General features: G+C 37.7%; 9 protein-coding genes and 2 tRNA genes. 5 read left to right on the plus strand and 6 right to left on the minus strand.

Going from position 1 to position 13,108, the window contains the following annotated elements; all coding sequences use genetic code 11:
- Positions 1-107 precede the first annotated feature (107 nt).
- Both RCC89_06835 and RCC89_06840 read left to right on the plus strand, forming a co-directional pair.
- Entirely contained in the window at positions 108-1,682 is a 1,575-nt protein-coding gene (locus tag RCC89_06835; GenBank protein ID WMJ72878.1) for an aldehyde dehydrogenase family protein, read from the plus strand.
- 90 nt (positions 1,683-1,772) lie between these two features.
- A complete protein-coding gene (locus RCC89_06840) occupies positions 1,773-2,189 on the plus strand; it encodes a response regulator (GenBank protein WMJ72879.1) in 417 nt (138 codons plus the stop codon).
- A 26-nt stretch (positions 2,190-2,215) separates the two neighbouring features.
- On the opposite strand, the gene RCC89_06845 is transcribed toward RCC89_06840, so the two are convergent.
- The 4 genes from RCC89_06845 to RCC89_06860 form a co-directional block, all read right to left on the minus strand.
- Positions 2,216-3,652 (minus strand): hypothetical protein, encoded by a 1,437-nt coding sequence (locus RCC89_06845; protein ID WMJ72880.1) that lies wholly within the window; start codon positions 3,650-3,652, stop codon positions 2,216-2,218.
- A gap of 712 nt (positions 3,653-4,364) precedes the next feature.
- A tRNA-Ala gene (locus tag RCC89_06850) sits at positions 4,365-4,435 on the minus strand.
- 1,086 nt (positions 4,436-5,521) lie between these two features.
- Positions 5,522-5,595, minus strand: a tRNA-Ala gene (locus RCC89_06855).
- 94 nt (positions 5,596-5,689) lie between these two features.
- Positions 5,690-6,184, minus strand: coding sequence for a C40 family peptidase (locus RCC89_06860; GenBank protein ID WMJ72881.1), 495 nt, complete (start codon positions 6,182-6,184; stop codon positions 5,690-5,692).
- 268 nt (positions 6,185-6,452) lie between these two features.
- Here RCC89_06860 and asnB point away from each other — a divergent pair, with 268 nt between their 5' ends.
- From asnB to RCC89_06875, 3 genes are all read left to right on the plus strand, one after another.
- A complete protein-coding gene (asnB, locus tag RCC89_06865; GenBank protein WMJ72882.1) occupies positions 6,453-8,348 on the plus strand; it encodes an asparagine synthase (glutamine-hydrolyzing) in 1,896 nt (631 codons plus the stop codon).
- Positions 8,349-8,549: 201 nt separating this feature from the next.
- The gene (gene gmd / locus RCC89_06870; protein WMJ72883.1) at positions 8,550-9,662 is read left to right on the plus strand and encodes a GDP-mannose 4,6-dehydratase; all 1,113 of its coding nucleotides are present in this window, start codon (positions 8,550-8,552) and stop codon (positions 9,660-9,662) included.
- Between the two features lie 14 nt (positions 9,663-9,676).
- The gene (locus RCC89_06875; protein ID WMJ72884.1) at positions 9,677-10,609 is read left to right on the plus strand and encodes a GDP-L-fucose synthase; all 933 of its coding nucleotides are present in this window, start codon (positions 9,677-9,679) and stop codon (positions 10,607-10,609) included.
- A 72-nt stretch (positions 10,610-10,681) separates the two neighbouring features.
- Here the strand turns inward: RCC89_06875 and RCC89_06880 are convergent, their stop codons facing one another.
- Positions 10,682-11,701: a Gfo/Idh/MocA family oxidoreductase gene (locus RCC89_06880; protein ID WMJ72885.1), complete on the minus strand. Its 1,020-nt coding sequence runs from the start codon at positions 11,699-11,701 to the stop codon at positions 10,682-10,684.
- Positions 11,702-11,727: 26 nt separating this feature from the next.
- On the minus strand, positions 11,728-12,849 hold the full coding sequence (locus RCC89_06885) for a DegT/DnrJ/EryC1/StrS family aminotransferase (protein ID WMJ72886.1): 1,122 nt from the start codon (positions 12,847-12,849) through the stop codon (positions 11,728-11,730).
- Between the last annotated feature and the right edge of the window lie 259 nt (positions 12,850-13,108).

Here is a 13,108-nt window from a genome sequence, read left to right on the forward strand (position 1 = left end):
ATGTTATGAGTTTAAATTGACAAAGTCTGAACATTAAAAGGCGCTTTAAGTTTTATTAAAGCGCCTTTTTTATTTAATTAGGGCGACACCAAAATATTTTTAGAATTATGAGAATAAAAGTTACAAATCCGGATTTTGAAAAAGATATAGATGCGTTGCTGGAATCCCTGAATATGGATAAGGTAAATCCGGCAGGAGGCACTGGTTGTGATTTTTTCGCTTCTGATAAAAGAAGGACTGTCAAAGAAATTTTCTCTCCTATCAATGGGCAGCTTATTGCCAGTGTTGAGATGGCCGATAAGCAAGATTATGAGCATGTGGTAAGTACGGCCCAGAAGGCATTTAAAGAATGGCGGACAGTCCCAGCTCCTGCCAGGGGAGAAGTTGTGCGTCAGATCGGTGATCAGCTTAGGAAGTACAAAGAGCCTCTAGGAAAACTAGTGACGCTTGAAACAGGCAAAATCCTTCCTGAAGGCTTAGGCGAGGTTCAGGAAATGATAGATATATGCGACTTTGCTACGGGGCAGTCCAGGCAGTTGTATGGATTTACCATGCACTCAGAAAGGCCTGAACATCGAATGTACGAACAATATCACCCACTTGGTTTGGTCGGGGTTATTAGCGCATTTAATTTCCCTGTCGCTGTTTGGTCGTGGAATGTAATGATAGCGGCCGTTTGTGGAGATGTCTGTATCTGGAAGCCATCTGAGAAAACGCCTCTTACAGCAGTAGCTTGTCAAAAAATTATTAAAGATGTTCTTAAGGCGAACAATGTGCCTGAAGGTGTTTTTAGCTTTTTGTCAGGGGATGCAGAAATTGGGGCGCAAATTTCAAAAGATGTGCGTATTCCTTTAGTGTCTGCGACAGGCTCTATCCGCATGGGTAAAAAGGTAGCTGAAACTGTGGGTGCGAGGCTAGGAAAATCTTTGTTGGAACTTGGAGGGAATAATGCCGTAATAGTTACAGAACATGCCGACTTGGATTTGGCTGTAAGGGGTATAACTTTTGCTGCTGTAGGAACATGTGGTCAAAGATGTACTTCGACCCGGAGGTTGATAGTACACGAATCTGTTTATGATGAAGTGAAAAACAGGTTGTGTAAAATATATTCCGGCCTTCCTATTGGTAACCCTTTAGAAGATAAGATCCTTGTAGGGCCTTTGGTTGATAAAGATGCTGTCAATGCTTTTCTTAAAGCTTTAGAAAATGTACAGAAAGAGGGAGGAAAGTTAATAGCAGGAGGAAAAGCTTTGTCAGGGGACGAGTTTCAATCTGGTACCTATGTAAGTCCTGCATTGGTTGAAGCTGAAAACCACTACGCAACTGTTCAGGAAGAAACCTTTGCGCCTATTCTTTATATGATGAAATATTCTGGCGATGTACAAAACGCTATAGATATCCAAAATGATGTAAGACAAGGACTATCTTCTTCAATTTTCTCATCAAATATTTCTGAAACGGAGGCTTTTTTGTCTCACAAAGGATCTGATTGTGGAATTGCCAATGTTAATATTGGTACATCAGGTGCTGAAATAGGAGGTGCTTTTGGTGGTGAAAAAGAAACTGGTGGTGGCAGAGAGTCTGGTTCTGATGCTTGGAAGTTCTATATGAGACGCCAAACAAATACTATTAACTATAGTAGCCAGTTGCCGCTCGCCCAAGGAATTAAATTTGATGTGTAATAAATTGACTGTAAATTAATTTATTTTTTGCAGTTGTTTTTAATTTATATAATTTAGTATTTAGATTTTTTTCAACAGGAGCAGAATAATATGACTACAAATGGCGGTAAAAAGTATCATGCAGTAATGCTGGTGGACGACAATGAGATTGATAATCTTATTAATCAAAAAATGATAGAGGCATCAGATCTGTGTGAACATATATTTGTGCATTCCGGAGCAAAAAGTGCTATTGAGTTTTTAAAGAATATCGAAAAACTTGCTACAGGACCTGTAGAAATGTTTTTGCCTGAAATTATCTTTTTAGATATTGATATGCCTTTAATGGATGGATTTCAATTTTTGGATGAGTTTGATAAACTGTCGGAAAGTATTAAAAGCCAGTGTAAGATAGTTATGCTTACTTCTTCGCTTAATCCGCAGGATATGAACAAAGCAAAGAAAAATCAGTATGTACTGAAATATATAAATAAGCCTCTAACACATGAAAACCTGAAAAAACTTTAGTTTTTTCAGGTTTTCAATACCTCTTTTTAAGAAAGTTTCTCTATAAATTCATCGTCTAATTTTATATACTTCAAAGGCGAGAAGTGTCCAGGGTATGTCTTCTTCATTTTGCTTATATACCCAATGATCTTGGTTGTCTTATTTTTCTTCAAGTCATTTAGTGAAGTCTTGAGTATTTTAGTGAAAAATAAGATGTGCTGGCAATTTTGTTTCCCCAAAAGCCTAACCTGCCTTTGAATACTGTTGATCAACTGATTGAAAAGATCGTGGTCTTCCATCAGACAGTATTGAAGTGCTAAAAGCGTTTTTATTTCGAGTTGTGTATAAGGTACCTTTTTTAAGCTTAAATCATTAAGCATATTGTTTATCCAACGTGCTGCTTCATCATATTTATTTGCATAATAACAGCTTATAGCCCTATATAGGACATATATAATATACTGAGGTACGTTGTTTTTGTCAATCTCGTAATCTTCGAACAAGCTTTTGTTTTCTTCGTATAGCTTGTGCTCGATTTCCAGCCTTTGGTGCCTTTCGATTTTTGTCAAGAGGAACTGTGCCGGAAATGTATATAGGTTGTAATTCGTTAGAAGGGTCGGAGATGCGTCGTTTACCTCTTCAAAATACTTTTCTGCCTTTTTGAATATATGCTGTCTTGAGTAATATTCAAACTTCATATACTCAAAAACAAGTTTTAAGTGGTAGTAGATACTGTCGAGGTAATACTGGTCGAAAATATTCTGTATTTTTTCAAATATTTCCTCTAGCGGTTCTTCGCCTTCTTTAGAAACCTCTGGCTCAACATATAGTCTATGAAAGATGTTTATACAACTTTGGTTAACATACATTCTGTGCGACTGATATAAGTTGGCTAAGTTATCAACTTCGTCTCTCAGTAAGGTTAAGCCAAGCTTTTCGGTTTCATCATTGCTAAGAATATAGCTCCCATACTTTTTGAAGTATTCTGCAATTAAGTCTTCTGACTTGTCTATTGACAACATATATGCCACATGCCTGTTGTACAACTGGCTGTAAGCAAAATGGTCAGGAGAATTAATCTGTAGCTTTTTAAGGGTTTTGTAAATAATAGTCAATTCATTAGATAGATCATAGTCTAATAGCTCCTTCTCAAGCTTTTTGAGGGTTGCTACGGCTATGGCCTTCTTCTTGGTAAAGACTATCTCGTTTATGGTAGATACCTTTTTGAGTAATGAAGTCCGAGGGCTTTCCATTTGCTGCAAAAGGTATTCTTCAATCTTTTGGTTTAAACGTGATCTAAGTGTGTAATACGCATTGGTATTTACGTCCAACTCGTCCATGATTTTCGCATCAGAGAGTTGCTTCTCACGCATAAACTTTAAAAGATATGCAGATTTTTCTGCGTTGCTTTCCATCAGTGAGTCATAAATTGACCCATAGTCTTTTTGAGAAAGCTGTTTTATTATGTTCTTTAGTTTCGACATTAAAACTGCCCTGAAGGTTAGTTGACCAATTAATAGGTTACATTTTTACCTCTTCAAAAGTAAAAAAAAAATCAGCGTTTAAAAAAAGTTAATTTTTAGTTAGCGTTAAAATGAGTATTTGCTGATTTTGAAATATTAACACCTTTCTAAAATTACAGGTTCATTTTTGAGCTCATAACAAATGGTGAAAGTATTGATTTATACATATTTGAAAAAAAATAAAAAAGTGCCATTGATATATAATTAGAGACGTATTTTTGCTCCTAAAGGTTGTTTTACGTTAATAAATAAATGTGATTATTTTTTTATTCTTTTATATAAAATTGCTTTAAAAGTTGCTTTTTTTATATCAGGCTTCTTTTTGCCCTTTATTAATTTTTATGAAAAATTTAATGTTAACCATCAATAGTGTTTGGCTTAACCTTGTGCTGTTTTTTATAACTAATTAATAATCAAATTGTTTGTTTTTTGTTGTAAAAAAAATGATTGACCACAACAAAAAAAGGTACTATTATTGGGTATAATGCAATAGGAGGAAGACGGTTTGATGGTCTGAATCTGAATAAAAAAAGGCCACTTATTTTTTAGTGCCGGCGGCAGGGTGGAACAGATGACCTCTTGGATGCCTAGAGGTTAATTTGTCTAGTCGTTTAATTTATTTGCCAAAATAAAAAGCCCTCTATTTATTATAGAAGGCTTTTTCTTTTTTTAGTGGAGAATATCGGAGTCGAACCGATGACCTCTTGCATGCCATGCAAGCGCTCTAGCCAGCTGAGCTAATCCCTTGTTGTAAAAAAAATGATTGACCACAACAAAAAAAGGTACTATTATTGGGTATAATGCAATAGGAGGAAGACGGTTTGAATGTCTAATCCTGACAAAAATAGTCACTTATTTATTAGTATAAGGCTTTTGCTTCTAGTGGAGAATATTGGACTTGCCTGCCGGAGGCAGGGTCGAACGGATGACCTCTTGGATGCCTAAAGGTTAATTTGTCTAGTCGTTAATTTATTTGCCAAAATAAAAAAGCCGTTAGGGACGAAATATCGGAGGAAGAGTTATGCACCATTAATATAGGCCTGTAGGGACGAAACCTAAAATATATCTAGCCAAGGCTGACTGTAGCTTGCAGCTACAGAAACATGCCATCAAATAAAACGCATTGCCAGAGGTAGCCTGTGGCTACCCAAACGTACTACCTGACTGCAGAAGAGCTAATAAACTAACTTTGGTATTGCCTACTGTTTTTATTAAGGAATTTTCGGTTGGGTTCATTTCTATTGCGCCCCGTTGGGGCTTTACGAAGGCTGTTGTCATTAGCTATGGGCTATTTCCCATAGCTATTTTATTTCGCACCGTTGGTGCTATTTCTGGCTTTAACAAGAAGCGTTTTGAACAAGGAATACTGATTTCACCATGACAGTTCTTTTAACCCGAATTAAATTCTACGTTACCGTTAGATATCCCTAACGTCTGTGGCAGTCCCGTTAGGGACGAAATATCGGTAGGGAGAATTATGCACCATTGCATAGCCCTGTAGGGGCGAAACCTAAAATGTACCTAGCTTTGTTCTGCTAATGCCCTCGTTACATATGTGCTTGCAAGTCTGCTAAAAACCCCGTTGGTGCTATTATTGCATTGCACACAATTTAACAAGAACGCAATCCCCCTTCTTTTGCTGCACGGCTTTGTGTGCCGCCTATCTTTTATCGCTGAACTGTGGTGCGTAGCCTATACAGGAAGGGCTTGTTGGTGAAAACACCAACAAGAGGAGGAGGATGCCTAGAGGTTAATTTGTCTAGTCGTTTAATTTATTTGCCAAAATAAAAAAGCCCTCTATTTATTATAGAAGGCTTTTTCTTTTTTTAGTGGAGAATATCGGAGTCGAACCGATGACCTCTTGCATGCCATGCAAGCGCTCTAGCCAGCTGAGCTAATCCCCCAATTGAGGTGCAAATATATTTGAGAATATATTCTTATGCAATAAGATTTTAATAAAAATCAAATTGCCGGCAAATTGGTTCCCTGTGTAAATATTTAAAGCACCCTGACTGCTTTTTTGAAAATAGAAATGTAGTAAGGGGCATACAAATCTGCTTCTATAACCCCTGCTTTTGTACTGGCGTGGATAAATTTTATATCCTTTGGCCCATTCCTTTCCGTTACTATACCTACATGGGTAATTTTTCTTGAACGTTTTTTTGCTGAAAAAAACACAAGATCCCCTTTTTGAAGTTTTGATAGTTTTACCTTCTTCCCCGCTTGACTTTGCTCCGCAGAGGTTCTAGGTAGCTGTATACCGGCAGATTTAAATGAAAGTAATACTAAACCAGAGCAGTCAATCCCAGACCGCGAAGTGCCACCGTATTTATATTTTGTGCCAACATAAGATTTGGCTGTCTGTATTACCTTGTCTGTTGTTGTTCCTGGACCTGATTGTACTGTTGACTTGGTACTTTTACAGGAGGCTGAAAGAAAAGCCAGTAAAATAAAAAAAGGAACTATTCTAATATTTGTGATAAACTTTCTCATTGTTCCAAATATAATAATTTAGTGAATAAATGGCTAGTCCTTTTTTTGGCATAAGTTAGAAAGGACGCCGACCGGTGCCATATCATATTTTTGAAGATGGAGTTGTCAATCCTGAGTCATGCAACATTGTCATGAGGAGCAAAATGGAAGCTCACCAGCTTGTGGCAATAATATTTCAGGTTTAAATGTTACAGGAACAAAGTATTTTTAAGTTAACTTTACAGGATAAGCTTAGCAAGAGTTTTTTATTGATAAAGTTTTTTCATGTATGTGTGGTATAACAGGTATATTGGCCTTTAATGAAATCGGTAGTTTTTATATGATCAATATGGCAAAGTCAATTGATACTTTGTCAAAACGAGGACCAGATTCTAGAGGAAGTTTCGTTGACGATTTCATTGGCTTAGGACACAGGCGTCTGTCGGTGATTGATGTGAGCAGCAATGCCCGTCAACCTATGACAGATGAAAGTGGTCGGTATGTAATAGTATATAATGGAGAAATTTTTAATTACCGCCAGCTCAGAAAGGAACTCGAGAATAAAGGTGTAGTTTTCAAGTCTGAAAGTGATACTGAAGTTTTACTGTACCATTACATTAAGTATGGAAAAGAGGGGTTGAATGACTTAAATGGTTTTTTTGCTTTTGCCGTATATGATAAGGAAGAAAAGTCTTTGTTCCTAGCCAGAGACCGTTTTGGCATCAAGCCTTTGCTGTTCTATTACGATGAAGATAAATTTATATTTTCTTCAGAAATGAAGGCTTTGACCTCATATAATATTCCTAAGTCCTTAGATTACCATTCTCTTTATCAATACTTTCATTTTAATTATATTCCTTCTCCCAATACCATTTTTCAGGATGTTTATAAACTTGACCCCGGTCATTACTTGACTGTCCGTAATAGGCAAGTTGAGAATAAAGTATATTATAAGATACCTTATGAGGCGGGGAAATTTATCTCTTTAGACTATGAAGGGCAAAAAAAGCAGTTAGGGGAACTGCTCGAAGATGCGGTAAAGAGCAGATTGGTTAGCGATGTTCCTCTAGGTTCTTTTTTGAGTGGCGGGATTGATTCTTCTGTAATTACGGCACTGGCAGCTCGCCATACAGATAAGCTTCATACTTTCTCTATAGGCTATAAAGACGAGCCTTTTTTTGACGAATCTAATTATGCAAAGCTGGTTGCCAATAAACTTGGTACTGAACATACCATTTTTTCATTGACCAACGATACACTTTTTGAGCATGTAGATGAAGTACTTTCTTATATGGATGAGCCTTTTGCAGACTCTTCGGCGCTTGCTATGTACATGTTGAGCAAGTATACTTCAGAAGAGGTAAAAGTAGCCTTGTCTGGAGATGGTGCGGACGAGTTGTTTGCTGGTTATAACAAACACTTTGGAGATTATAAAATCCGGAAAGGCGGGACTGTTATAGATATTATCCAAAAACTAGGGCCTCTTTGGCATAAATTACCTTCTTCTAGAAGTACATCGTTTGGTAACAAAGTAAGACAGCTACAAAAGCTGGCAGATGGCTGCAACATGTCAGTAAAAGACAGGTATTATACCTGGGCAGGGTTTACAAAAGGTGGTGGGCTGGATAGCTTGTTTACCGAAAGCACCATGTCTGCTATTGATAAGGGGGGAATTGAAAGTCGAAAAGGGGATATTTTAAAGTATTTAAAAGAAGACAGCACCGTCAATGATATCTTAAGGAGTGATATGGACCTGGTGCTTGTCAGTGATATGTTGCACAAAGTAGATATGATGTCTATGGCGCATGGATTGGAAGTGCGCGTGCCTTTCTTAGATCATCGGGTTGTGGATTTTGCTTTTTCTCTTCCTGAAGAAAGCAAGATAGACAAAAAGATGAAAAAGAAGATCTTGCAGGACACTTATAGAGATATTTTGCCTAAAGAACTTTACAATCGCCCTAAGCACGGCTTTGAAGTCCCTCTTTTAAAATGGTTCCGCAAAGAAATGAAAAGTCTTATTGTTGACGATTTGTTAAGCAAGGAGTTTATTGAAGAACAGGATATTTTTGATCCTGAAGAAATTGAAAGGCTTAAACAGCAACTTTTTTCTTCTAATCCAGGCGATGTACATGCGCGGATATGGGCAATTGTTGTCTTCCAGTATTGGTGGAAAAAATACTTTTGATCTTTTATTATAGGAGACTTTGATTAATTGTGCATTCGATAAGCGTTATTAAATTTTACATATTTAAAGCATAAAGTTTAGTAAAATTGATATATTTACAGCTTTACATAACGAAATTATACTTCTGGATTAATGGAGTAGGACGAAGTGAAATTTAGGGGTATAATTTTATGAAAATTTTTAAATATTTTAAGTGTTAGCATGAAAACAGCATTAATAACTGGTATAACAGGGCAGGATGGAGCATATCTTACTGAATTTTTATTGAAAAAAGGTTATGAGGTGCACGGTATCAAAAGAAGGAGCTCTTTGTTCAATACAGATCGTATAGACCACCTTTACGAGGATCCTCATGAAGAAAATGTTAAACTTAAGCTTCATTACGGGGACTTGAGCGATTCTGCTAATATTATCCGCATTATACAGGAAGTGCAGCCTGATGAAATTTACAACCTGGGTGCCATGTCTCATGTAAAGGTTAGTTTTGATTCGCCTGAATACACTGCCAATGTGGACGGTTTAGGAGCCTTAAGGATTTTAGAAGCGGTAAGGCTGCTTGGATTGACCAAAAAAACAAAAATTTATCAGGCCTCAACTTCTGAATTATATGGATTGGTTCAGGAGGTGCCACAATCTGAAAAAACGCCCTTTTATCCTCGCTCTCCTTATGCAGTGGCAAAAATGTATGGTTTTTGGATTACCGTAAATTACCGGGAAGCCTATGACATGTATGCTTGCAATGGTATATTGTTCAACCATGAGTCTCCAAATAGGGGAGAGACTTTTGTAACTCGTAAAATTACAAGGGCTGCTGCCAGAATTGCCTTGGGGCTTCAAGATAAACTTTACCTCGGAAACATGGATGCTAAAAGGGACTGGGGGCATGCCAAGGATTATGTAGAAGCTATGTACTTGATCCTTCAGCAGGAAAAGCCTGAAGACTATGTTATTGCTACAGGTATTACTACTACCGTTAGGGATTTTGTGAGAATGGCTTTTGGTGAATTGGGAATTGAACTTGAATTTTCCGGTGAGGGCGAAAAGGAGACTGCTAAAGTTACTAAATGCACAAATCCTGAGTATCAGATAGAAATTGGAAAAGAAATTGTTGCGGTAGATCCTAGGTATTTCCGCCCTACAGAAGTAGAACTACTTATTGGTGATCCTACAAAAGCAAAGAAGCAACTTGGTTGGGAGCCTAAATATGATTTGCCTGCTTTGGTAAAAGATATGATAGGCGCAGATGTTGCACTCTTTAAAAGGGATGAGTTTCTGAAAAAAGGTGGGCATAAGATTATGAATTATTTTGAATAAAAGTTCTGGAAGTTTTGGACAAGAATAGTAAAATATATGTTGCAGGGCACCGTGGAATGGTAGGTTCTGCTATAGTAAGGAAATTACAGAAAGAAGGTTATAAAAACTTAATTTTTAGAACTTCAAAAGAGCTTGACTTGAGGAACCAGCAGGCTGTGGCTGATTTTTTTGCATCCGAGAAGCCGGAGTATGTTTTTATGTCAGCGGCAAAAGTCGGCGGAATAGTTGCTAATAACACCTATAGAGCTGAGTTTCTTTATGACAACCTAATGATTCAAAACAATGTCATTCACCAATCATATGTTCAGGGAGTCAAAAAACTGATGTTTCTGGGGTCGTCTTGCATATACCCAAAGTTTGCGCCACAGCCTTTAAAGGAAGAGTATCTATTAACAGGAGCGCTTGAACCTACGAATGAACCGTATGCCATTGCGAAGATTGCTGGGATAAAAATGTGCGATGCTTATAGGAGCCAATATGGTTGTAACTTTATTTCTGTTATGCCTACCAACCTTTATGGCCCTAACGATAACTATGATTTGAAAAACTCTCATGTACTGCCTGCTTTGATCAGGAAGTTTCATGAAGCAAAATGTAATCAAGCGTCTTCCGTAGAAATCTGGGGGACAGGGGCGCCAAAGAGGGAGTTTCTGCACGCAGACGATTTGGCAGATGCTTGTTTTTTTCTGATGGAAAACTTTGACAAATCTGGGTTTGTGAACATTGGTACTGGTGAAGATATAAGCATAAAAGAATTGGCTATGCTTGTGAAAGGTATTGTCGGTTTTGAAGGGGAATTGAAGTTTGATACCTCTAAACCTGACGGAACACCACGCAAATTAATGGATGTGTCCAAGCTTCATGAGCTGGGATGGAAGCACCAAATTGAACTTCCAGGCGGTATTCAAACAGTTTATGAAGAAGTAAAAGGGACTGTTTTGGCATAAGGCCAGAACAGCCATTTTTGCGGCACTAGTCCCATAAGATATTCATTAATAAATCTATGTTTCGGGCGTTTTTCAGCGTGCCCTATATATTCTTTCTATAATGTCAACCACTTTATAGCCTTCTGTAGCGTTAGTGGTGGCAACAGCCCTGCCTTTTAAGGTGTCTATCACGTTTTTGATAATGAAATGGTGGTTAGCGGCAGATCCTTTGTAGGCGCCATAATCGTTAGGAGGGTTACAGGCTTGGAGTTCTGGCATACTATAATCCTTAATTTTACAATATTCTACCTCATTCATATATTGCCCCCCAACTTTAATGCTTCCATTTTGTCCGATTATGGTCATGCTACTTTCCAAGTTCTGGTTATAAACAGAGGTTGAAAAATTGAAAGTGCCTATTCCACCATTGACAAAGTCAAAACTGACAAATCCAGAGTCTTCAAAGTCGGTTAGTTGTTGGTGGTTGAAATCCCTTATCCTGGCTTGGATATTATCTATATCTCCAAAAAGCCAGAACATGATATCTATAAAATGAGAGAATTGGGTAAAGAGTGTTCCTCCATCCAACTTCTCGTCCCCGTGCCAACTCCCTTTTGAGTAATACCTTTCGTCTCTGTTCCAATAGCAGTTTATTTGAACCATAAAAATCTCCCCTAGTTTGTCAGATTCTACCACTTCTTTTAGCCATACAGACGGAGGCGAGTACCTGTTTTGCATGACGCAAAATATTTGGCGCTCTACTTGTTGAGCTTTGGAAATGAGTTGCTGACAAGAACTAGCTGTTAAGCCGAGGGGTTTTTCGACCACTACATGTATCTTTTTATCCAAAGCTTTTTGTGCATGAGGTATGTGCAGGCCATTGGGTGTACATATACATAAAACATCTATAGGAATATTAGACTCTAGCAAAGTATCAATGCTGGCAAAAAAGGGTATGTGGGAGTAGGTATCCAAATTGAGCACTGTTGGATCCTGAATATCGCATAGCGCAACCAGCTCAGCTTCCGGACTATGGCTGATCATTGCCGCATGCCTTTTGCCAATATGCCCGCAGCCTATAACTGCAAATTTTATATTTTCTGTATATACCATCCGGCAGGTTATAAAGGTAAAAATGCCTAATTAAAATAATCTTTTATTGTTTGGGTAATGAACTCCAATTGTGCTTCTTCAAGCTCAGTATGCATAGGCAAAGATAGGACAGACTTGCTTAAATTTTCTGCTATTGGCAAAGAATTCTCTTTAGTAGCCTTAGTTGTAAAAGCTTTTTGTAAATGTATCGGCAAAGGGTAATAGATCATGGATGGAATCTCCTTGGCTTTAAGATGTTCTTTTAGCAAATCTCTCTTGTTTGCTTCTACTTTTATAGTGTATTGATGGAAAACATGTTTTGAAACCCTTTTGGGGATTTCAATTTCAGCAATATTACCCAAAGCCTGGTCATAAAATGCTGCCGCTTTTCTCCTGGCTTCTAAATAACTGTCTAACTTTTGTAGTTTTACTTGGAGAATAGCGGCTTGTAAAGTGTCGAGGCGCGAATTGACGCCTATAATATCATGATAGTATTTTTGCTTTTGTCCATGGTTGGCAATCATCCTGATTTTCTCTGCCAAAGCACCACTTTTAGTAAACAATGCCCCGCCATCACCAAAACACCCAAGGTTTTTACTGGGAAAGAATGAGGTAATACCTATGTCGCCCATAGTGCCAGCTTGGGCTTCTTTGCCAGTAGAGAAAGTGTAAGAGCTTCCCAATGCTTGGGCTGTATCCTCTATTACGTAAAGTTGATGTTTGCGGGCTATGTTTAAGATCTCCTCCATATTGGCGCACTGACCAAATAAGTGTACTGGTACAATGGCTTTAGTTTTAGCAGAAATTTTACTTTCTATATCTTTAGGATCAATGTTAAAAGTGCTAGGCTCTGAGTCTGCAAAAATGGGCACCAGGCCTAACAGTGCAGCTGCTTCTGCTGTAGCTATATAGGTAAAAGAAGGCAGAATAATCTCGTCTCCAGGTTTTAGGCCTAAGGCCATATAAGCGATTTGCAAAGCGTCTGTTCCGCTGGCACACCCAATGCAGAAGTTTGTACCTAAGTACTTTGCTAGTTGGGCCTCAAAATTTTTTACCTCGAAACCATTTATAAAAGCTGACTTTTCTATTACATTAGATATTGCCTGGTCTACTTCGGACTTTATTTTATGGTATTGCCCGTAAAGGTCGACCATTTGAATCTTATTCATGCGTGTCTTTTTATTTCAAGTATAAAAATAGACAGATTTTTTTGGTTGTAAAAATACGTATATTAAACCCAAAATATGGTATAGGCTTATATGGTGTGTAGAAGCAACCTTACGTCAGCCACTTTGTTTGTGTTGGGGTTATAAAGGGAATAAAAAGTATTGTTTTTATTTCAAATTACGCTCATACACGTTGCCTAACCAAGTACTGATATTGTCATGTTTTTGAAAGAAGAATCAGTCGACTTGTATGTGTAGAAAT

It is taken from the genome of Cytophagaceae bacterium ABcell3, assembly GCA_030913385.1.
Taxonomy (GTDB): Bacteria; Bacteroidota; Bacteroidia; order Cytophagales; family Cytophagaceae; genus ABcell3.

What these genes read in the sequence shown, in the direction of transcription:
- RCC89_06860 (WMJ72881.1), bottom strand. Translation starts at nt 6,184, where the DNA reads ATGAGAAAGTTTATCACAAATATTAGAATAGTTCCTTTTTTTATTTTA.
- RCC89_06840 (WMJ72879.1), top strand. Translation starts at nt 1,773, where the DNA reads ATGACTACAAATGGCGGTAAAAAGTATCATGCAGTAATGCTGGTGGAC.
- RCC89_06835 (WMJ72878.1), top strand. Translation starts at nt 108, where the DNA reads ATGAGAATAAAAGTTACAAATCCGGATTTTGAAAAAGATATAGATGCG.
- RCC89_06845 (WMJ72880.1), bottom strand. Translation starts at nt 3,652, where the DNA reads ATGTCGAAACTAAAGAACATAATAAAACAGCTTTCTCAAAAAGACTAT.
- gmd (WMJ72883.1), top strand. Translation starts at nt 8,550, where the DNA reads ATGAAAACAGCATTAATAACTGGTATAACAGGGCAGGATGGAGCATAT.
- RCC89_06880 (WMJ72885.1), bottom strand. Translation starts at nt 11,701, where the DNA reads ATGGTATATACAGAAAATATAAAATTTGCAGTTATAGGCTGCGGGCAT.
- RCC89_06885 (WMJ72886.1), bottom strand. Translation starts at nt 12,849, where the DNA reads ATGAATAAGATTCAAATGGTCGACCTTTACGGGCAATACCATAAAATA.
- asnB (WMJ72882.1), top strand. Translation starts at nt 6,453, where the DNA reads ATGTGTGGTATAACAGGTATATTGGCCTTTAATGAAATCGGTAGTTTT.